The organism is Desulfosporosinus paludis (genome assembly GCF_045689965.1).
GTDB classification, from domain to species: Bacteria; Bacillota; Desulfitobacteriia; order Desulfitobacteriales; family Desulfitobacteriaceae; genus Desulfosporosinus; species Desulfosporosinus paludis.
Genome location: NZ_CP144211.1, coordinates 946,710 through 967,666 on the forward strand (window position 1 = coordinate 946,710; position 20,957 = coordinate 967,666).

A 20,957-nucleotide genomic window follows, 5' to 3' on the forward strand; every position below is an offset into this window, starting at 1 on the left:
ATATTTTCCGGACTCTTTCCCCCGAGCAGCGGGGGATTTTTTTGTCATGAAACCCATAACCCGTGAAACAGAATCCTCTCTTGGTTACTCACAGTCTAAGTCGTCAAGTAATATATTCGCTAGTAAGAGACTCAAAGCAAGATTATGTCATTGACACTTTACTTTGCCTTTTAATCTGTCTCCGCGGTGACAATCCGGTTTCGGCCTGCCTGCTTGGCCCGATAGAGAGCTTCGTCCGCCCGTTTATACCAATTGTCGAAAGGCTCGGACCGGCGCCGCTCATTTTTTTACATTTTATAGGAATATCGATGGGGATTCATACCGCAGAAGCATTTACGCTTGCGCGCTGGCACCGAGGGAGACGGGCGTTACACCACAACATCCCAAAGTTTAAGGAGATTGTTAATTTATCCGATACATTTATCACTCCGCCAAAATAGAAAGCAGGCCGACGGCCTGCCTGAAATATTGCCCTATATAATCCCTGTTTAATCCTATTTTATTTAATTAGGAAGGAGTTTTCAGCTTAGGTGGTTTATCTTCTTTAACCTCCTTAACTTCTTAGCTTCTTTCCCTACGGCTTAAAGGAATGAGACTGGAAACTGAAGCCCATACTGCCTCATCTGTTCAGGGAATGGCAAGGACATGTCCTTATATGATCGTCCACCAGGCCGATGGCCTGCATAAAGGAATAAACGATGACAGGGCCGACAAATTTAAAGCCTCGTTTCTTCAGGTCTTTACTAATCTGTTCCGACAAGGGTGTCTGCGCAGGCACTTGCCCTTCGGATTCCCAGGAGTTTATCACCGGATTCCCGCCGACATAATTCCAGAGGAAATTTGCCAAGCTGCCAAATTCCTTTTGTATATTGAGAACAGCTAGGGCATTGTTTCTTACGGACCTCAGTTTAGAGCGATTTTTGATAACATTGTACCGCTCTGCAATTATTTCTAATGCTTCATCAGTCAGAGTTGAGCAATAGGCAATTTCAAAATGATGAAAAGCTCTTTGATAATCTTCTCGTTTGCCAAGTACTGTATTCCAGGACAATCCGGCTTGAGCCCCTTCTAAGGTAAGCATTTCAAATATATAGGCATCATCATGGCTCGGCACACACCACTCGTTGTCATGATAGCGTTTCATTAATTCATTATTTCCAGGCCAGAGACAGACACCCATGAAGAAGCCTCCCATCATTACACATAGATATCATCACTATAGATATCATTGCTATAGATACTTTTTCAGCAACTTTTCGAACTTCACAACCCCACTCTTTTTATATAGTCAGTATAGGCTTGTACCTTTACTAAAGCAAGACAATGACAAGAGTATGCTCCATAGGAACAAGGCGATAAACGAAGCGCTGAAATTTTTGGAGCGAAACAAATTCAGCGGAATCAAGGCCCGGTCTTTTCTTCTCCAGGCGTAGAGGACGTAGGCGAGCAAAGAAAGAACGCCGATTGCCAGAGTTAAAATGCCGACTATCTGATTGTCCGATCCTTTAATTTCCGTCACGCCAAAGATAAACATTCCCGATATCAGCGCCAGCAGCAGAATTCCCAGCCAATCCATTTTCGCCTCGGTGTCTGTCGCTTCAAACTTTGGAAGCTTCCACTGCATCAAGAGCAGGGCGATGATCCCCAGCGGAAGGTTTACAAAAAACTCTATTCAAGTGACGTCAATCGGACGAAAGGCTGAAATGCTGCTCTTCCAAGAATATGCGGCAAAACTGCTTGCCTCCCTCCGCAATAAAGGCCATTCAAATTCGTCACCGGTGACGAATTTGAATGGCCTTTATACGTAAAATTACTAAATTTAAAGTCCTGAATACCCTTTTGGGTATGCAGATTTCCAAATTATCGTGAAGATAAACCAGAGCACACAGCTGATCAGGGCACAAGTTGTCCAATCTGGTCAACGATCTGTTTATATATTTTTCGGATTTTAATAGGTTTTATAATCACCCTATGTCACTCCTTCTGAACCTCTGCTTAAGGACGAATTCCGCTGGGCTTTAACTACGATCATTTTTACAAATCCTTCAACTTACTTATTCGATAAGCTTGTTACGGTTTACTCCTAATACTTTAGTTGCTTTATTAGTGCAACATATCACTTAGGCAAAACAAAACCTATTATTCTTACAAAAAACATGGAAACACTTATACAAAGCGTTTCCATCATGCCAACTATTTAGAACGTTTTAGTTCTTCCTTACCGGCTCGATAAGACTCAGCCAAGATTTGAACAGTATGCAATACTTCTTCGTCAAATCCAGCATTTTCGACCCCACTTTGCAGCTGTAGCCGACAAGCTGGACAACCCGTTGCTACTGTATCCGTATGGGTCGTCTGGATATCTGCTGTTTTACGATCAGAAATTTGTACGGAGAGATCCGGGTGTACAAGGCTGAAGGATCCGGCCATACCACAACAGCGACCCGGCTCTTTCATTTCAATCAATTCCACACCGGGAATGCTTTTTAAAATTTCCCGCGGTTCATTACTAATCCCCTGTCCACGGTTTAAGTGACAAGGTTCATGATACGTCACTTTACGCGCTACTCGACCCAAACCTTCTTTCTTAAAGGGAACTTGATGAATCAGAAACTCAGAAATATCATAGGATTTTTTAGCCCATTTATCCGCCAAGGCTTTAAGTTCGTGATCATCTTCCAGCAGCTCTCCAAAAACATGCTTCCAAGCAGTACCACCTGAAGAACAGGCGACAACTAAGGCATCCGCCCCCATTCTCTCAAAGGCCCGCAAATTGCGTTTGGCCAAAGTACGTGCTGAAGCCACATCCCCATTGACCGAGGCTGGGATACCACAACAAGCCTGGAACTTAGGCATGACAACTTCGATGTCATTTTCCCTAAGCACCTCGATCACCGCTCTGCCGATGTCCGTGTAAAAATAGTTGATCATGCAGCCCGTGAAGAACCCAACTCTCAACTTGGGGTTTTTAACCGTAATCACTTCAGGGAACTCGGAACGCAAGGTCTTCTTGGCCAACATGGGGAACACTTTTTCCTTACCTATCCCAACATCCACGCGCATACGTGCTAATTTGCTGTGTCTATTCGGTATGTTTTTTAAGGCAACACCCTGGAAGATACTTCCCGCCTTCATCCCGAAATCAAACACTCGCTGCATCTTCAAGGCAGTAAAGGCAATTTTTTTGACCGGCTGCAGCCCTTTTTTACGGACGGCTTCCGCTCTTGCCGCCAGAATAATTTTATCAAACCGAACCCCACAGGGACAGTTGGTATTACAAGCCATACAGGTTGTACAAAGGGAAAAACGATCCCCCATTCCCTTAGTCATCTCTATTTCGCCCGAGAGAATGTATTCCGCTAAACTGATCTTTCCCCTGGCCACTCCGACTTCTTGGCGTGTTTCCTTGTAAATGGGGCATACCGCCATGCAATTTCCGCATTTCATACATTTATGGAGTTCTTCGGTAATCGAATCCAGTGAATTATATACGGACACGATCAGTCCCTCCTTACAATCTTCCCAGGGTTCAACAAATAGTTGGGATCCAGGGCTTCTTTAATGCGCCGCAAGGCTGCCACACCTGCTTCTCCAAATTCCCGGTCCAGATATTTCATTTTGGCAATACCAATCCCATGTTCACCGGAAAGGGTTCCGCCCAAGGCCAGGGCCGTTTCGAAAATCTCGTCCACTGCCAGGTGCACTCTTTTCATTTCTTCTGCTTCCCGTTCATCGGTTAAAATGGTGGGATGCAGATTTCCGTCTCCTGCATGGCCGAAGGTAGCAATTTGCAGATTGTGTTTTGTGGCAATACTTCGGATGGCTTTGAGCATATCCGGAATTTTACTCCGGGGAACGGTGGCATCTTCAAGTACGGTGGTCGGCCGTTTTTGAGCGAGAGCAGGCAGGGCGCTGCGGCGAGCCAGCCACAAAAGGTCGCGCTCTTTATCATCTTTAGCTATTTTTACCTGAACGGCTCCTTCCTCTTTCAGAATTCGTTCCACCAAAACAGCTTCCCGTTGGACAACTTCCTTGTAGCCGTCCACTTCACATAAGAGGACCGCTTCCGCGTCCATGGGGAGTCCCGCATGCACAAAGTTTTCCACGGTCTGAATCGTCACATTATCCAAGATCTCCAGTGTCGCCGGAATAACTTTATTGCGAATAATAGCTGCGATGGCCCCCCCAGCTTTATCAAGGTCATCAAAGACCGCTAAAATGCTCTTACGTGCTTCCGGAGCCGGAATGAGCTTGACGATTATTTCAGTGATAATCCCCAAGGTTCCTTCAGCCCCGGTAAAGAGAGCCACTAAATCATACCCTGTCACGTTCTTTACCGTTTTTCCTCCCCAACGAATGACTTCTCCATTCGCCAAGACCATTTGTAAGCCCATAATATAATGTTTGGTTACACCATATTTCAGGCCGCGCAATCCACCCGAACACTCCGAAACCGAGCCGCCCATAGTTGCTGTGGTGACTGTACCGGGATCCGGCGGATACAATAAGCCGTGTTTGGCCGCTTCGTCATTAAGAGCCTGAATGATCACCCCAGGCTGAACGGTTGCCGTTAAATTATCCTGGTCTACTTCCAGAATTTTGTTGAGGTTGAGCATAGAGAGAACGATACCCCCTTCAATGGGAATCGTTCCCCCGCTAAGGTTCGTTCCGGAACCACGTGTATAAATAGGGACGCGGTAACGCAAGGCGATTTTCACGACATCTGCCACCTGTTCTGTCGATAGAGGTGCAACCACAACATCCGGCTTATGATGTTTCATCGCCGCAGTTGCGTCATAAGCATAGGTCAATAAGTCTTCCTGCTCTGTGAGGACATTTTCACGACCGAGCACTCGAACAAGTTCTTCCAAGACTTCACGAGCTAACATCCTTATACCTCCTTTATAACGCTTCGAATATGGCACGCCTGTCAGACCAATTAATTTCAATTAGCTAAACTTCAATAAGTAAAATTCTCTGCTGAATAAGCAAAGTGGGAAGGGGCGCAAATACTACCTCTTCCCAAAAGTCAGGCTACAAACAAGCTACAAGAGATATAACTTAAGGTTCTATTAACTTAGAAATCACAGCATTTCACTAAAACTTTGAACTCTGGTTTTAGTCTGTTCAAAAGATGTTGGTTCCAGGTCAATTTCGATAAATAAGCTCTTAATTCCAGCTTCTTCAAACTGTCTATAGTAGATAGGATAGTCAAATTCTTCAGGGTCACAGAACTTCATCATGCAAACCACAACGGCATCGGCCTTAGATGCTTTAACCATATCCATCAGCATGGGACCTCTTGATTTTTTCGTATCGACAGCCAGAGAACAGCCATCGAATTCCTGCCACCATTTAGCCAAACGATAGAGTGGGTCTGTACCTGAGGGAACATCATTTCTGAACAATCTTGATTCCTGGGCCAGGTCGTCTGCCACAACAGCAAAACCGTTATCTTTTAAAATGTCTAATACTTCATCCGGTTCAGCCATAATGCCTGTTAAAACAACCTTTTTACCTGTAAAGGCTTCCACAGGCAGCGCTTTAAGCTCTGCATTCAATTCTTTGACCAGAGCGGTATGTTTGGATTTTTCCATAAAAAATCTTGCTTTGATAATCGCATGACGGTTTCTGGGATCAATAATCTGAGGATAATTAGCAGCTAGACCTGTAAATTCACGCATGACTTTACGATTTTCGTTATAAATGTCAATGCTTTGGTTAAGTGCCTCATCTGTAATCTTAACATTCAGTATTTTTTCCAGTTTTTCACGCACAAGCCTGTATTCTTCAGCAAGAAACTTATTGGCTGCTTCCAGTTTTCTGTTTTGAGGATGAGTCATTACGATGACAGGGGATGTCCCTTTCCATTTTTGGCTGAGACATTTTAACGTGTCACAAGGAACAGGGAAAAGAACCGCTTCTAAATTGTCATATACCCCTTCGAGCTGCATTTCCATGACGGATTGCATAATTGAACAAGCAAAGGGAGGTAAATAGGCCCGGGCTTTAGAAATACTCTTTTGTCCTCCCCAAATGCCTACGGGCAAAAACCCTGCGGCATGAATTATTTCTTCAGGAGCATAATAAGGCATAACCCCTACCGACCCCTTGCCGGTTTCTTGCTTATAATCTTCCATAGCCTTGCGGGGATTATTGGCAATGGACGTTAATTCACTGATAATCGTTTCAATTCTACTCATTGGAAACTCCCTCCTTATTCTGCTTCATCATTTCATCTAAGGCTTGGATACGTGTATCAAACTGTGCAGGAGCAAAGTTGCGGGGATCCGTTTGGTCTCCATCAAAGCTGACATAGGGTAAATGATTTTCTTTTTGGAGTATATCAGCAGTTTCGACATTGAGAAGACTCATGAGCTTACAGCTTCTGTTCTGATGATAAACAACACCGTCACACTTTCCGCCGCTAATTATGTCACTAAGAACCTTAACTTTGTTATCGAGACAAGTATTGATATAAATCCTGGTATAAGCTTCCGCCATGGAACTCATATCACCGGGTGTATAAGTAAGATTCCACAAACCGGGATAGGCTGAACCTGTCATGATATTGCCAAGATTCTTTAAGCCTTTAAATGTATGTCCCAGGTGTGGCCAAACAGCTATACCCTCCCAAGTGATACGCTTTTGTTCATTTCCTTTAAAGGCGTAGATCCCCTTACTAAGATTTTCTTCAAGTTCATCGGCAAACTTTTTAAAGGTAATTTCTGCGTAGTCTTTACTTCTGGCACAAACGATCAGGGCCATATAGTTGAAAAGATCGAACCCATTTAAAGGGGATGGTTTATGTCCCGACAAAGCAGCAATTCTGTTCCATTGGGCAACAGAACGCTGGGTTTGTTCCTGTACTTTTAAAAATTTGTCGTAGTCGAATTTCCTGCCGCAAATTTCCTCAAGCTGAGTAATAGCCTCCTTAAACTGTTCCGCAATATAGTCCTTAGCATACTGGGGAATGGGCATGGTATGATTAAAGGGAACATCAATGATGATGCAGGGAATATTTAATTCAACGGCAAGATTCTCATACCACTTAAGCAAGGTGTTACAAATGTTGTTACAGGTTATGACAAAATCGGGCAGCGGTATTCTTGCTGCCGGGGATTTTTCAAGCTTTTCCGGTGTTTTTCCTGTTAATGCCTCTTGTTTTAAAAGTTCCATATAACCCATATTGACTCTTGCATAGGAACAAGTATCCAGGTTATAGCCTTTTTCATCGGCAACTTCAAGCACATCTAAGGCACCTTTTCTTGCCCCAATACCCGCAGCATGTGTTTCAGGATAGATCATCGCCACATCCATAGCCACACAAAACTCCGAAGGAGCAACCGACGCGGACCAACAAACAAGTTTTCCTTCTTTTTTGGCCTGTCTCGCTTCTTCATACAATTCTTCCTGATAGAAACCTAACAATTCTTTGGCACTCATAGTTGTTGTATCAGTCATTTCTCATACCTCTTTCCTTTATTTATTAGCTTCCATAACTTCTTCGAAAGCAAATATGGCAGCTCCAAGGGCAGCTGTAATTTGGGGATCAGGAGCTACAATGACAGGTTTTTTTAGTTCTTTGCCGATTGCCCTGACAACCCCTAAGTCCTTAGCGACACCTCCGCACATCACAATATCCTCTTCCACCCCGCATCGATAGGCAAGTCCACAGGCTTTGCTGGCAACTGACTGGTGAACCCCTGCAATAATATTCTCTTTAGCCACTCCGTTGGCAAGCTGAGATATTACCTCAGATTCTGCAAAAACTGTGCAAGTGCTGCTGACCGTGGCAGGTTCTGTTGCCCGAGCATCGTATTCCGCCATTTCATCAAGATTAACTTCCAGTACTCGTGACATAACATCGAGAAAACGTCCCGTTCCGGCGGCACATTTATCATTCATAAAAAACTGCTTAACGCAGCCTTTACTGTCAAGTTTAATGGCCTTAACATCCTGACCGCCGATATCAATAATTATTTTTGCTGAAGGAACTAAAAAGAAAACTCCCTTAGCCTGACAACTGATTTCGCTGATTTGTTTGTGTGCTTCTTCCACAGACAATCTTCCGTAGCCTGTAGCAATAATTTTAGCCATGTCTTGCAATGTAAGACCTGTTTTGGCAAGAGCTTCATCCAGTACCCGTTTAGGTCCTGTCGAACCCGTTCCAATCTGAATAACTTCTCCGGCGATAATCTTAACTCCATCTTCAAGTATTACAACTTTTGAGGATGAGGACCCAATATCAATCCCCATTGTAAACATCGGCTAATCTCCCTCTTTGATTATTTTTTCAAGTTCATTTTTTCTTCACTAAAAAGCCTTGAGTCCATAATCTTAACATTTTTATCAACCGTAGGGACAAAATCCATTAAATCGATAATTTGTGTTTGAATATCAATTCCGGGAGCAACTTCTATTAAGTTAAGTCCCTCTTCTTTTAATTCAAATACAGCTCTTTCTGTAATATATAAAACGGGTTGTTTAGTTTTAATGGCATATTTTCCGCTGAATGTAACCTGTTCAACTTGTTTAATAAATTTCCTTTGCCTTCCTTCTTGTTCGATTATTAACTTGCCATCTTCAATTTTTTCTTTTAAGCCTCCCGCTGTAAATGTACCGCAGAAGAATACTTTTTTGGCATTTTGGGTGATGTTGATGAAACCACCACAACCCGGTATTTTGGGACCAAATCTGCTGACATTAATGTTACCCTGTTCATCACATTCAGCTAAGCCTAAAAATGCCATGTCCAGACCGCCGCCATCATAAAAATCAAACTGACTATTTTGATCAATAATAGCGTCAGGATTTAAAGTAGCACCAAATCTAGCTCCGCCTTGAGGACTGCCTCCAATTGCACCTGATTCAACCGTTAATGTCATATAACTTGCTATTCCTTCTTCACTTGCAACTTGAGCAACATACTCAGGTGTTCCTACACCTAAATTAACGACGGTATCCTCTACTAATTCCATAGCTGCTCTTTTGCCAAGAATTTTTTTAATACTTAATGGGGTCATTTCAACATTACCTTCAGGTGCTCTTGCTTCCCCACAAAGTGCTGGATTATATTCATGTCCAACACTTTGTTCATGATCTTTCATATCAGTTACTTCTACAACAGCATGAACATAAATGCCAGGTATTTGAACCAATCTTGGGTCTAAAGTACCGCCCTTTACAACCTTTTCCACTTGAACAATGACTTTTCCACCATTATTTATTACTGCCTGTGCTATAGATGTAACCTCAATAGTAGCTACTTCTTTTTCCAGGGTTACATTACCATACTCATCCGCATAAGTACCTCTAAGGAAAGCGATATCTATAGGAAATGCTTTGTAGAAAAGCTTTTCTTCATTGCCGATTTTTATAACTTCTACTAAATCTTCTGTCGTCCTGGCGTTTATTTTACCTCCGCCATTTCTCGGATCAACAAAAGTACCTAATCCAACATGTGTAATTGTACCAGGCCTATGACCCGCAGCATCTCTAATAATATATTCCAAAGCACCTTGGGGTAAGTTATAACCTTCACATTTATTAGCTAGACACAGTTCGCCTAACCTTGGAGCAGTATTTAAATGACCTGCTATGACTCTTTTAACCAAACCTTCGTGAGCAAAATGATCACCGCCTGTGCCGTTCCTGCTGCCTTGTGATGCTGGATAAAACAAAGTTATATTTTGAGGATAGCTAGTCTCTAAAAATTTCTTTTCTATAGCCTTAAAAAGTGCTTCTGGAAGACTATTTCCAACAAATCCACTTGTACAAAGAGTGTCCCCATCTTTAACTAAATCAACAGCCTCTTCTGCTGTCAGAATAATAACCTTCTTCATAGTATGCCCTCCTCCAATGTTATCCTCAGTGACTTAACCTGCCCCGCAAATTGCGGGGCATTTGATATGAATATAGAGACCCATCTGAGTACCAAAATATTACTTAGAAAAATCTCCTCAACAAATTGATATAATATTCAAAAAAACAATTACCTTAAGAATGAGACTATTCTGTTATTGATAAGTACTCAGAAGGGTCATTTTTCTGCTTTAAGGCAAACATGAACATGATATGATAATATCGTCCCTGTCTTAATATGTAACTGTGAAAAAAAATGCTTTAATTTCGCTTATAGGTGATACATTCCACTTGCTCCTTGGATTCATGTTGTAAACTATTGGGCAGCAGTTTTCTTAAAAATAGTCCTCTGCATAAAGGTTTATGAAGCCACAATTTAAACAAACAAACTTTATTATTTTATGACTTTTATCACTTTGTGGACTAACAACTGCTTCACTATTCTCAATTAAGGTGAATTCTTTATCTCTTGTTATGATATCCACCTGTTTTATTTGTCCAGAATGACAAGCAATACACTCTTTCATGCATTCTCTCCTTTCAACTTAGGATATCACTCCATAAACCGTCGATTGGTCTACTCAAAATGAAAAATTAATAAAAGGGCAATCATGGGGATCTAAATGAAATTATTTAAAAATAGCTCCGGCAATAATCATTCTCATTATTTGATTTGTTCCTTCATAGATCTGAGTTATCTTAGCATCTCTCATCATTCTTTCAACATGATAATCCTTCATGTAGCCATTTCCACCAAGCATCTGAACGCATTCTACCGTTACATGCATGGCTGCATCTGTACAAGCCATTTTGGCCTTAGCTGCTGAAACTGAATAAGGTCTTCCTGCTTGTTTATCAAGAACTCCTTTATACAAAATATACTTAGCTTGTTCAATTTCAAGTTCTAATTCAGCCATTTTAAATGCTAAATACTGGTTCTTATATAAAGGCTTGCCAAACTGGATCCTATCTTGCAAATACTGTTTCGCTATATCAAATGCTCCTTCTGCAAGACCAAGTCCTTGTGCCGCGACTCCGAATCTCCCACCATCAAGAGTTTTCATTGCTATGCCAAAACCTTTTCCCTCTTGTCCTACTAAGTTTTCAGCTGGGACAATACAGTCGTCAAAAAGTAGTTCTGAAACTTGAGTAGCTCTTATCCCACATTTGTTTTCAATAGTGCCTATGGAAAATCCCGGGAAACTTTTTTCAACAATAAACGCTGATAATCCTTTTGTTCCTTGACTTATATCCGTTGAAGCAAATACTAAGAAGGTCTCTGATAGAGGACCATTTGTGATGAAGCATTTGGAACCATTTAATATATAGTGATCTCCATCTTTTTTAGCTGTAGTTCTTACACCTGCTGCATCTGAGCCCGCATTTGGCTCAGTTAACCCGAAAGAGCCAAATTTCTTTCCGGAACATAGATCTGGAAGATATTTTTTCTTTTGTTCCTCTGAAGCGTTTTGATATATTCCTCCCATACAGAGAGAGGTACTTACAGAATATGAGATACCAACGGCACTATGCACTTTAGAAATTTCTTCCACTGCTAAAATGTAGGATAAATAATCTCCGTCGGAACCACCATATTCTGATGAGAACGGTAAGCCCAGCAAACCCATCTCACCCATCTTCTTATATAGATCCACAGGAAATATACTATTTTGGTCGCTCTCAAATACGATAGGTTTAAGTTCCTTTTGTGCAAATAATCTTGCCGTGTTCATAATCATTTCTTGTTCTTCTGATAAATTAAAAGCATTAACATCCATTTTAATTGCCTCCTCCGAAATTTTAAACAGCCTCTCGGCATTCGCCGGGGCGGTCGGGACAAGGGTTTCCTTGAACCAACTTTATTGCAGTCCTCCTACTTTTAGTGGGAGGATATTTGTTTTTATCGAGCTGAACTGGAAATTCACGTGGAATAAATAGTTCTTCGCTGTGCCTATAAACGGCTAATAACACTTGACTTTCTCAAAACGTCCTCATAATTGAGTGGCAAGGGAACTAACTCCTTTGATTACAGAATTTGGGGTGTCGCCTTGAAACTTATACTTATTTCTCAAAAAACGTATCAAGATTCCGTTCTCCTACCTCTCCGCGAGCATTATTCCGGCGGGATCTTCACCGTCGCCCATGATGACTGGCCTCTACTTAAATATAAGTTCACTTGACTTTTCCATAGCGCATACTAAAAGCCCATATCACCTCCTTGAATTTCCATTTTAATTAATATTCAAAAGCTTTTGATAATTAAATATTACTTGCTAGCAAGTATTTTGTCAACAAGTAAACATGTATAAATATAGTATTTCAGACTCAAAATTCCTTGCGAAAAATTCCAAGTTAAATTAGCTTATTAAGCTGCTAACTACACTATGCACGTCTATGCACGTCTCTTTTGAGGACTATCAAACTCCAGCCGTTGGATAGTCCTGGATTTTTGATAAAGACTTCAGAGAATTATGAATGACCCTCTTGGGGTTTATTTGTCGTAGTGTGATTCAGGTACCAGACAGATCCAACTTCATACAGCGGTGTACTGGCGGAGGTTAGCTATAGCTAATTGTAGATTCTTGCTTGTATGATTCTGAAATGGGACAATATTGGATTTTTATTTATCCGTTAAGAAAATCACGTTTCAGCTCTGATGCTTTGTAAACTTAATTGACAAGATTAATAAGTTTGAAATATAGTGGTTATATAATTAAAAATAGAGGTGCAGTAATTATGGAAATGACTGAATGTATTAATTTCTTACTAACTCAGGCACAACAAAAAGTTTTTAAATATTTAAAGTCAGAACTTGAACCGTTTAACGTAACGCCTGTGCAATATGGCGTACTACAATGTCTTTGGGATGAGGACAGTCAAAACCCCAAGCAAATTGGGAATGTTCTGGGTTTAGATAGTTCAACTATCACTGGAATCCTTGATCGATTGGAAAACAAAGCATTGATTATGAGGAATACTTATACAGGAGATCGGCGAACCATTAAAGTTGAATTAACTGAAGAGGGATCCAAATTGCATGAGCCAATAGGTAAAATTATTGAAGAAGTAAATATAGAAGTATTAAAACAATTTAGTTCAGAAGAAAAGAGGAAATTAAAGGAGTTTTTAGAGCGAATTTAAACTAAAATTATAAAAGAAAGGCTGACGAAAGCTTATTTTTTTTAACAGATTATTTTGTTAGCAAACTATCTGTTAGCAAGTAGTTCGTAATTAACTACAACAAAATCAATAATATTGGCACTCTATAATAGTAGAGTTGCAATCTTATTACGATTGTCCACTTGAGCGTAAAAGGCCTAAATATTTTGACACATAACGGAACTGTCCACTGTGTTCGATGAGCCAGGGAGGGATTCCAGTGTCAAATTGGTCAGGTGGACAACAAAAAACCTTCCCAGGCCCTAAAGCCCAGGAAGGTTTCTACGATGAACGGCGTTGTTACGTTTTGTTGTCTTATTCATAATATTCTTAAATTAATGAATCATTTCACATTGAAGGAGGTAGACAGAAAGTATAGAATACTCAACGCTATAGCAAGCTCTTGACCTACTAGAAGACTTACTAAAAGAATACTCCGATATATTTACTTTAAATTAAGGAGGTGTTCAAGTGAAAAGTACTTTACAATCTGGTTTGTATTATGAGTTTAAGTTTACTGTTCCAGAAAACAAAACTGTTCCTTATCTTTACCCTGAATCGGAAGAATTCCAAGCAATGCCTAAAGTGTTTGGAACGGGATTTATGGTGGGCTTATTTGAATGGGCATGTATTAAAGCTATCAATTCTCATTTGGATTGGCCTAATGAACAAACCGTTGGAACCGATGTTAAATTAAGCCACCTTGCCGCTACACCGCCAGGTTTAACTGTTACAGTTAAACTACGGTTAGAAAAGATCGAAGGTAAAAGATTATTGTTTCATGTAGAAGCCCATGATGGGGTAGACCGAATTTCTGAAGGTACTCATGAGAGATTCATCATTGATGCGGCTAAGTTTAATGAAAGGGTAAAGAGGAAATCAGAGATTAAAAGCATAACTGAGTAAGAAGCCCGAATGTCAAACCAATTCCTGAAGTTCCTAGATTCACCTATGCTGACACTGGTTCGGTAATACCCTATAAAATGGCGGCATTACCGAACCAGTGTCGCAAATGTTTTAGATAATTCGTTTGAAGTTGATTTTTAGAGAAAGAAATTTTATTAAAGTCAGGAACATTTATCTAAAGTTAATTATAATTTTAACCTAATTTAGATCCGGCTGGGCTTGTACCAAGAATCTTACGCGCGTAAGATTCTTGGTACAAGCCTAGGAGAAAGCTCTCATGCTTGTCAGGATTGCTCAGATTCTGATTGGGATATTGGGCGGAAAAATGGTAAGATTCTGGTCGCCTACTGGGAAAAAGGGATTGGTTAGCAAACCCTAATTAGGCAATAAGAAACGGCTCCCGTTGCAGCGGGAGCCGTTGGGATTTTAATGCATGCTCCCGTGTAGGGAGCGACACCGGTCAAGCATTATTACACATCTTTGGGCGTAAATTTCAATCCACGCTCTCGCGTGGAGAGCGACAAAGCACTTAAACGCACAAAATTTGCAATCATTTATTTCAATCCACGCTCTCGCGTGGAGAGCGACTTTGGAGGGGCGATGAAGGAATATGACGGATAATATTTCAATCCACGCTCTCGCGTGGAGAGCGACGCTCTTGGTGCGGATCTCAACGCTATTGGTCCGATTTCAATCCACGCTCTCGCGTGGAGAGCGACCATAGGCAACAAATCTAAAAACCTCTTAGGCTGAGATTTCAATCCACGCTCTCGCGTGGAGAGCGACGCCAGAAAACAGCCGCTGAGATGGAGCCAACAGCATTTCAATCCACGCTCTCGCGTGGAGAGCGACCGCTGCCATTGTCTTTTCTTTTGATTAACATTAATTTCAATCCACGCTCTCGCGTGGAGAGCGACAGACCGTAGTTTCCCATTCCGATATTCCATTGATATTTCAATCCACGCTCTCGCGTGGAGAGCGACAGCTAACAAATTGGTTTATGCGTGAGGAATAGCAATTTCAATCCACGCTCTCGCGTGGAGAGCGACCCGTCTAAAGTTTCCTACTTTATCTACATTGAGAAATTTCAATCCACGCTCTCGCGTGGAGAGCGACTTAATTGTCATATTTGAAAGCAATGGAACATTAATTTCAATCCACGCTCTCGCGTGGAGAGCGACAGTAATCCCAAGGAATATTTAATAGGTTCTGAATATTTCAATCCACGCTCTCGCGTGGAGAGCGACTATAAGCAAAATCCAAGCTGACCCAAGATTTGCATTTCAATCCACGCTCTCGCGTGGAGAGCGACAATTAGACGCTATTTTTGGTATTAACAATTTTAGATTTCAATCCACGCTCTCGCGTGGAGAGCGACGTAAGATAGGCAGCATTTGTATAATAAACAGCAATTTCAATCCACGCTCTCGCGTGGAGAGCGACTTCAAACTCGATACTGACCTGATCAACGGTTCCAAATTTCAATCCACGCTCTCGCGTGGAGAGCGACAAATTAAGCTTACCGTCTTTCCCTTCAGTGATAGTATTTCAATCCACGCTCTCGCGTGGAGAGCGACGGTAACCACTGGTAACCACCGTAGTGGTTACCGCTATTTCAATCCACGCTCTCGCGTGGAGAGCGACCCTGATTGTTGGCTGCGGTTGTTGCCGTATCTAGTATTTCAATCCACGCTCTCGCGTGGAGAGCGACCCAGATGAAATGGGAGCGTATGATCGGTGGGAAATATTTCAATCCACGCTCTCGCGTGGAGAGCGACTTACTCAAAGCTAGTAAACCTTACGCTAGGAATCATTTCAATCCACGCTCTCGCGTGGAGAGCGACAATACGTTAAATGCTGGCTAAATCAAGCGTGTTGGATTTCAATCCACGCTCTCGCGTGGAGAGCGACTAGGAATGATGAGCCGTTTTGAACTTTTAGGTAATATTTCAATCCACGCTCTCGCGTGGAGAGCGACAAAACTAACGTTAGATTGTTGTCGGCTATCGCCGTATTTCAATCCACGCTCTCGCGTGGAGAGCGACCGGCGTTAATGACCGATGCAAAAGCTGTCTGAAATTTCAATCCACGCTCTCGCGTGGAGAGCGACGAAGCGGACGAAGAAGTCAAGGAATATATCAAAATTTCAATCCACGCTCTCGCGTGGAGAGCGACGTCAAGCAATCAAAGGACCTAAGGAAGCATGTAAATTTCAATCCACGCTCTCGCGTGGAGAGCGACAAAGCTGAACTTCAGGAGATCATAGCCCTACAAATTTCAATCCACGCTCTCGCGTGGAGAGCGACATCCTTGCCCGATGTGTAATCACTGGGCAGGAAAATTTCAATCCACGCTCTCGCGTGGAGAGCGACGAAACTCTTCCGAAAATCCGTCCCCTTTATAATGATTTCAATCCACGCTCTCGCGTGGAGAGCGACGGTTTACTGGGCGGTGGCGTAGGTGGTAGGTGATATTTCAATCCACGCTCTCGCGTGGAGAGCGACATCGAAAGCACGCGATGCTTTGCCCAACTTCAGATTATTTCAATCCACGCTCTCGCGTGGAGAGCGACAACAATACCGTTGAGGCTCATGTTGGGCACATGAAATTTCAATCCACGCTCTCGCGTGGAGAGCGACAAATGCCCCGCTTGCATTTGCTCCATTTTCGTAATTTCAATCCACGCTCTCGCGTGGAGAGCGACATTCTGTACTTAGTCATTGAAGGAGGAAATATGAAATTTCAATCCACGCTCTCGCGTGGAGAGCGACTGCAAAAACTAAGAAAAACTATCTTCTACATAGATAAGTTCTATACATCCTGTTCCATTTTTACAAAATACACCATTTTTCTTTTGTATTTTCTGCACATTTCAACAAATATCCCCACATCTCGCGGTGCGAATCCCCAGGGATTTTATGTTCGCTTCACATTCGCACTAAATAATCAAGGTATCCTCAACATCAAAGGAAGCCTTTGCGCCTATATGTTCAACCTTATTTTTGTAATTATTCCCCAAGAAATAAAACCTCAAGCTATCCTTCTCCGTATCAATAATTTGCTCCAGCTTATGCTGAACCTCACGAAACTTCGCCGCATCCAGCACACATTCAAAGACCGAGTTCTGAACACGCTGCCCATAATTCACACATTGCTTGGCAACTTGACGCAACCGCTTTCTCCCCACCGCCGTTTGAGTATTGACGTCATACGTGATAAGCACTAAAATAACCACTCACCTACTTCCACATAAAGGCAGGGTACCCGTCCAAATCCCCCCGGATAAACCGGGCCAGCAGCATGGCCTGGGCATAGGGCACTAGTCCCCATTCCATTTTTTCCTGCAGGAAGGGATGCCTGATCTCCTCCTGCTTCCTGCTTTGCCAAGCCTTAAGAACAGCTTTTCGCGTGTCATCATCCATAATGACCGCTCCGTTTTCCATCCGGGTAAAGCCGCTGCCATTGATTTCTCTTTTATTAATTAAAGAAATAACAAACCGGTCCGCGTAAACGGCCCGCAGCTCTTCCATCAGATCCAGAGCCAGGGAAATTCTCCCCGGCCTATCCCGGTGTAGAAATCCCACATAAGGGTCCAAGCCAACGGTTTCCAAAGCTGCCGCGGAGTCATGGGCCAAAAGAGTATAGACAAAGGAGAGCAGGGCGTTGACATTGTCCAGAGGAGGACGTTTATTCCGGGCCTTAAAATAAAAAGTATCCTTTTGCTGGAGAATCAAATCGTCCAATACTCGAAAGTACTGAACCGCGGCTTCCCCTTCAAATCCTCGCAACTGCTCTAAATCCTGACTTTCTTCAACCGGTTTCAAAGCGTTGGCCAGGGTTTGGCAGACTCCTTTCAATTTATCCACATCAAGCCTGGCTCCATGATCCCTGGTTGCCCGCTCCACCACCCAGCGGGCGTTGTATATTTTCCCCAAGATAAAGGATTGGGCAATTTTATGGCTCGCCGCCGCATTCTCGGATAACCTGTATTGAGCCTTGCGCAAGGTAACATTGCCCCTGACTTCGCCGACAACCCTGCTCAGGAATTTTCCGCTGGGCTTCATAAAACTTAAAGCAATATTGCGCTGGGCGCAGGCGCCCATCAGAGCCGGACTGGCGCCGGTATAGCCAAAGGCAATAATACCCTCCAGATTATGCAGGGGAACTCTCAGCGCCTCTGCCTCATCCTTTAAAATCACAATATTTTCACCATCCAGGGATAAATAAGTATTGGGCGACGTTACATAGAGAGTATTCAATAATTTTCTCATTCATCAACCTCAATTTCCGCAACAGCCTTTTTCATATAGGCCAGAGCCGACGGATTTTTACACAGCTTAGGCAGGCAAAGCTCACTGAGGGAACAGGCTTTGCAGCCTTTGGTCGGCTTTACTTTGGGTGTGTACCTGCGGTCGTACAGCTCATGCATCTCTCGGCAAATAGCCTTAACCTGTTCCCGGATCTCCTCGTCAAGCGGCACCTTAAGCCTGCGTTTTGGTTCCCCATAAAACAGAAACCCTTCAGGTATATCACACAAAAGCATTTCTTCCAGACACATAGCCTGAGCGCATAACTGCAGGACATCCGCATTGTTCTGCTTGGGCTTGCCCCGTTTATACTCCACGGGAACGGGTATGTAGGTTCCCTCCCGGCCATAGAGGGTGACTCCGTCCCGGGACTTGTGGAATTCCACCACATCACAAGCCCCGGTAATCCCTAAGGCACGGGAAAAGATTCCCATGCCCCGGGATATGATCAAATTTCCCCGCTTTTCCTTGATGGTATTATCGTGAGTTTTCTCGTGCAGGATTCCGCCCTCAACCGTGCGCAAATTCTCCTGCCACTGCTGTTCAATATGGATTAAAGCCCACTGGCGCTTACAAAAGACAAAGTGCTGTATTCCGGACAGCAACAGGAAATTTTCTTCATCATATTCCATTAAAAACCTCCAGACTCAATCCTTCCAAGAATTCTTAGATATTTTATAATCGCCAATATTTTTGAGGTAATTTTAACAATAGGTACATCCTGTAAGGTTCTATATACTTTTACAGAGAAATATTTGCCCACCGGTGTATGGGTTTCCAACCAAACACCTTGCAAACCTCCCACTGCTATTAAGGCGAATAGAGAAGCAATCATTTTCAAAAGAGTAATGCCTGGTATGGCTGTTTTTTCCACTCGCAATCTATGGCTAATCAAATGATGATTGCTTCTCCTCTATATTTTTTTAATTTAACGATACCGGCCATATAACCAAGAAAACCGTCATATTCGAGATTCCACCTGTATATATGATCCATGATCATGGGCGTTCTCAGCTCATCCAACTTATATTTGGCAATTTGAACCGAGACCTTTTGCAGTTCTTGCCAATCAACTTTTCCGTATTGCAAACGCTTTGCCACAGCCGGATCAACAACGACAAGACAACTGTTGCTGTCAATTACCTTGAAATCCTCTTCCACCTGAGGAAATCTACGCAATTTTTCAGCGGTGACTAAATTTCCATGCTTTTTAGATAACCCATATAAAGCAATTTCATCAGCAAGAGATTGGGTACTCAAGTCCGGCGTAATGGTTCTGTCCTCTTCAAAATACCTTTTAAGAACAGCAGCAGCATCCTTTAACCCCGGATTGAGCCTTAACATGCCGTCTTCTAAAATACAGAATGTCCACATCTCAGCATCATCAAGAAGGCCCTCCCGATTGACACGTCCTGAAGCTTGCAGCAGCGATACCAGCGCTCCCAGCTCACGAAATCCATTTCTGAAAGACAGGTTTACACCGGCTTCAATACACGACGTTGCAATCAGAGTCCAATCCGTATCTTTTCTGCTAGCCAAACGTTTTTTTACTCGTTCAAGAGTGTTGCTCCGGTCATTTGCAGTCAAAGCCGTAGACAAATGCTCAACATGCTCTCGGCCAAAGTGCTCTGAAAAATAGTCCGCTAATACGGCGGCACTTTGAACCGTGTTCAAGATAACCAGTCTCGGTCCCGGAAACTTGCTGATCCACTCAGCAAGCTCCGCTGTGCTTTTAGGGAACAAATCACAATGATAAGAAATCCGATTGTTTTCATAGACCGCAAGGCGTCTGCGCAGTTCATCAGCGATGATTTCCGGTACAGAGGGGGAATTTTCGCTGCCTGCGATTTCCGGGATTGTCCAGAATCGATTCAGTGAACCAGAGGCCAGAACCCAATAACAATGCCATTCCGCAGCATAAATGTTGATCCACTTCCAGGCAATAGGCAGAAGTTTGGCCGGCAAGGCAGCATGGGATTCATCCACAAAAACAGCACTGCCGGGCAATTCGTGTAAGCGACGCAGGGTTGAAGTGGATTTCGAGGCCAGCGTTTCAAAAAAAGTAACAGCCGTTGTGACAATAATGGGTGCCCGCCAAAGGGCGGTCAGATGTCTGGCATCTTCGCTTTCAAAGTCCGCGCGGTGGTGCAGCTCCGCTACAACCTCCTCAGCCTTTTCTCCCGACAAAACGAGGGTCTTCCGATAGATATCAACGGATTGTTTAATGATATTCGTAAAGGGCAAGACAACAAAGATGCGCCGCAGTCCGCGCTTTCCCGCTTGGGCAAGCAAATGAGCCATAACCGCCGTCGTCTTTCCTGATCCCACCGGGCTGTCACAGGAGGTTATGTCGGCGTTAATGTCGGCATCTCGACAGGCAAAATACATCTCATTGCGCAGAGAGTTCCGATCATCGTCGGTTCCTTTCTTCTTTAGCTCTGCAATATGCCGGTCTAATTGGGCAAGCCGTTCGGCCGCGCGCAATTTAACCGGACTCATTTCAGCCGGATACTTCCGGTAATGAATCGACGTATCGGTGTGATCCGCATCAACGAGGCATGATAAGAGCATCCGCAGGAAAACCGATTGATCTCCTTTGATTTCTTCCTCACCGTACTCAAACTGACTATCGATGAGGTTGTTGTGGATGGCTTCAAGTTCCGGCAACTCTCTATCCACATCAGAAGCAATGGAACTGTCCCGAAAAATCGCCTCATTACC

At 43.1% G+C, this 20,957-nt stretch carries 17 protein-coding genes and 1 CRISPR repeat array; of the genes, 2 read left to right on the plus strand and 15 right to left on the minus strand.

Annotated elements, in window-relative coordinates; all coding sequences use genetic code 11:
* Window positions 1-619 precede the first annotated feature (619 nt).
* From VZF35_RS04895 to VZF35_RS04940, 10 genes are all read right to left on the minus strand, one after another.
* Window positions 620-1,180, minus strand: a complete 561-nt coding sequence (locus tag VZF35_RS04895; protein ID WP_407311518.1) for a DNA-3-methyladenine glycosylase I — start codon at window positions 1,178-1,180, stop codon at window positions 620-622.
* A 108-nt stretch (window positions 1,181-1,288) separates the two neighbouring features.
* Window positions 1,289-1,624 (minus strand): hypothetical protein, encoded by a 336-nt coding sequence (locus VZF35_RS04900; RefSeq protein WP_407311520.1) that lies wholly within the window; start codon window positions 1,622-1,624, stop codon window positions 1,289-1,291.
* Window positions 1,625-2,193: 569 nt separating this feature from the next.
* Complete coding sequence (locus tag VZF35_RS04905; protein ID WP_407311522.1) at window positions 2,194-3,498, minus strand: (Fe-S)-binding protein; 1,305 nt, start codon at window positions 3,496-3,498, stop codon at window positions 2,194-2,196.
* A gap of 2 nt (window positions 3,499-3,500) precedes the next feature.
* A complete protein-coding gene (locus VZF35_RS04910; RefSeq protein ID WP_407311524.1) occupies window positions 3,501-4,889 on the minus strand; it encodes an FAD-binding oxidoreductase in 1,389 nt (462 codons plus the stop codon).
* A gap of 195 nt (window positions 4,890-5,084) precedes the next feature.
* On the minus strand, window positions 5,085-6,203 hold the full coding sequence (locus tag VZF35_RS04915) for a 2-hydroxyacyl-CoA dehydratase subunit D (protein ID WP_407311526.1): 1,119 nt from the start codon (window positions 6,201-6,203) through the stop codon (window positions 5,085-5,087).
* The gene (locus VZF35_RS04920; protein WP_407311528.1) at window positions 6,196-7,464 is read right to left on the minus strand and encodes a 2-hydroxyacyl-CoA dehydratase subunit D; all 1,269 of its coding nucleotides are present in this window, start codon (window positions 7,462-7,464) and stop codon (window positions 6,196-6,198) included. Before VZF35_RS04920 ends, VZF35_RS04915 begins: the two co-directional genes overlap by 8 nt.
* 18 nt (window positions 7,465-7,482) lie before the next feature.
* Window positions 7,483-8,268 carry an acyl-CoA dehydratase activase gene (locus tag VZF35_RS04925; RefSeq protein WP_407311530.1) on the minus strand — a complete coding sequence of 262 codons (786 nt, stop codon included), beginning with the start codon at window positions 8,266-8,268 and terminating at the stop codon, window positions 7,483-7,485.
* A 20-nt stretch (window positions 8,269-8,288) separates the two neighbouring features.
* Window positions 8,289-9,845 carry an acyl CoA:acetate/3-ketoacid CoA transferase gene (locus tag VZF35_RS04930; protein ID WP_407311532.1) on the minus strand — a complete coding sequence of 519 codons (1,557 nt, stop codon included), beginning with the start codon at window positions 9,843-9,845 and terminating at the stop codon, window positions 8,289-8,291.
* 354 nt (window positions 9,846-10,199) lie between these two features.
* Window positions 10,200-10,391 carry a hypothetical protein gene (locus VZF35_RS04935; RefSeq protein ID WP_407311534.1) on the minus strand — a complete coding sequence of 64 codons (192 nt, stop codon included), beginning with the start codon at window positions 10,389-10,391 and terminating at the stop codon, window positions 10,200-10,202.
* Between the two features lie 102 nt (window positions 10,392-10,493).
* Window positions 10,494-11,642, minus strand: a complete 1,149-nt coding sequence (locus tag VZF35_RS04940) for an acyl-CoA dehydrogenase family protein (RefSeq protein ID WP_407311536.1) — start codon at window positions 11,640-11,642, stop codon at window positions 10,494-10,496.
* Window positions 11,643-12,600: 958 nt separating this feature from the next.
* Between VZF35_RS04940 and VZF35_RS04945 the strand changes: the two genes are divergently transcribed.
* Window positions 12,601-13,005, plus strand: a complete 405-nt coding sequence (locus VZF35_RS04945) for a MarR family winged helix-turn-helix transcriptional regulator (protein ID WP_407311538.1) — start codon at window positions 12,601-12,603, stop codon at window positions 13,003-13,005.
* A 489-nt stretch (window positions 13,006-13,494) separates the two neighbouring features.
* Window positions 13,495-13,929 carry a thioesterase family protein gene (locus tag VZF35_RS04950; RefSeq protein ID WP_407311540.1) on the plus strand — a complete coding sequence of 145 codons (435 nt, stop codon included), beginning with the start codon at window positions 13,495-13,497 and terminating at the stop codon, window positions 13,927-13,929.
* A 490-nt stretch (window positions 13,930-14,419) separates the two neighbouring features.
* A CRISPR array of direct repeats spans window positions 14,420-16,700; the repeat unit is 32 nt; unit sequence ATTTCAATCCACGCTCTCGCGTGGAGAGCGAC.
* A 167-nt stretch (window positions 16,701-16,867) separates the two neighbouring features.
* On the opposite strand, the gene cas2 is transcribed toward VZF35_RS04950, so the two are convergent.
* From cas2 to VZF35_RS04975, 5 genes are read right to left on the minus strand one after another with little or no spacing between them, the layout of a single operon-like run.
* Window positions 16,868-17,158 carry a CRISPR-associated endonuclease Cas2 gene (cas2, locus tag VZF35_RS04955; protein ID WP_407314462.1) on the minus strand — a complete coding sequence of 97 codons (291 nt, stop codon included), beginning with the start codon at window positions 17,156-17,158 and terminating at the stop codon, window positions 16,868-16,870.
* A gap of 10 nt (window positions 17,159-17,168) precedes the next feature.
* Window positions 17,169-18,200 carry a type I-C CRISPR-associated endonuclease Cas1c gene (cas1c, locus tag VZF35_RS04960; protein WP_407311542.1) on the minus strand — a complete coding sequence of 344 codons (1,032 nt, stop codon included), beginning with the start codon at window positions 18,198-18,200 and terminating at the stop codon, window positions 17,169-17,171.
* On the minus strand, window positions 18,197-18,868 hold the full coding sequence (cas4, locus tag VZF35_RS04965; protein ID WP_407311544.1) for a CRISPR-associated protein Cas4: 672 nt from the start codon (window positions 18,866-18,868) through the stop codon (window positions 18,197-18,199). Before cas4 ends, cas1c begins: the two co-directional genes overlap by 4 nt.
* On the minus strand, window positions 18,868-19,110 hold the full coding sequence (locus VZF35_RS04970; RefSeq protein ID WP_407311546.1) for a hypothetical protein: 243 nt from the start codon (window positions 19,108-19,110) through the stop codon (window positions 18,868-18,870). Before VZF35_RS04970 ends, cas4 begins: the two co-directional genes overlap by 1 nt.
* A 17-nt stretch (window positions 19,111-19,127) precedes the next feature.
* The gene (locus VZF35_RS04975; RefSeq protein WP_407311547.1) at window positions 19,128-20,915 is read right to left on the minus strand and encodes a CRISPR-associated helicase/endonuclease Cas3; all 1,788 of its coding nucleotides are present in this window, start codon (window positions 20,913-20,915) and stop codon (window positions 19,128-19,130) included.
* Window positions 20,916-20,957: the final 42 nt, after the last annotated feature.

Bases quoted from the DNA above. Each gene is read 5' to 3' on its own strand.
- VZF35_RS04940 (WP_407311536.1), bottom strand. From the start codon at position 11,642: ATGGATGTTAATGCTTTTAATTTATCAGAAGAACAAGAAATGATTATG.
- VZF35_RS04945 (WP_407311538.1), top strand. From the start codon at position 12,601: ATGGAAATGACTGAATGTATTAATTTCTTACTAACTCAGGCACAACAA.
- VZF35_RS04910 (WP_407311524.1), bottom strand. From the start codon at position 4,889: ATGTTAGCTCGTGAAGTCTTGGAAGAACTTGTTCGAGTGCTCGGTCGT.
- VZF35_RS04900 (WP_407311520.1), bottom strand. From the start codon at position 1,624: ATGCAGTGGAAGCTTCCAAAGTTTGAAGCGACAGACACCGAGGCGAAA.
- VZF35_RS04915 (WP_407311526.1), bottom strand. From the start codon at position 6,203: ATGAGTAGAATTGAAACGATTATCAGTGAATTAACGTCCATTGCCAAT.
- VZF35_RS04895 (WP_407311518.1), bottom strand. From the start codon at position 1,180: ATGGGTGTCTGTCTCTGGCCTGGAAATAATGAATTAATGAAACGCTAT.
- VZF35_RS04920 (WP_407311528.1), bottom strand. From the start codon at position 7,464: ATGACTGATACAACAACTATGAGTGCCAAAGAATTGTTAGGTTTCTAT.
- VZF35_RS04930 (WP_407311532.1), bottom strand. From the start codon at position 9,845: ATGAAGAAGGTTATTATTCTGACAGCAGAAGAGGCTGTTGATTTAGTT.
- VZF35_RS04925 (WP_407311530.1), bottom strand. From the start codon at position 8,268: ATGTTTACAATGGGGATTGATATTGGGTCCTCATCCTCAAAAGTTGTA.
- VZF35_RS04935 (WP_407311534.1), bottom strand. From the start codon at position 10,391: ATGAAAGAGTGTATTGCTTGTCATTCTGGACAAATAAAACAGGTGGAT.
- cas1c (WP_407311542.1), bottom strand. From the start codon at position 18,200: ATGAGAAAATTATTGAATACTCTCTATGTAACGTCGCCCAATACTTAT.
- cas4 (WP_407311544.1), bottom strand. From the start codon at position 18,868: ATGGAATATGATGAAGAAAATTTCCTGTTGCTGTCCGGAATACAGCAC.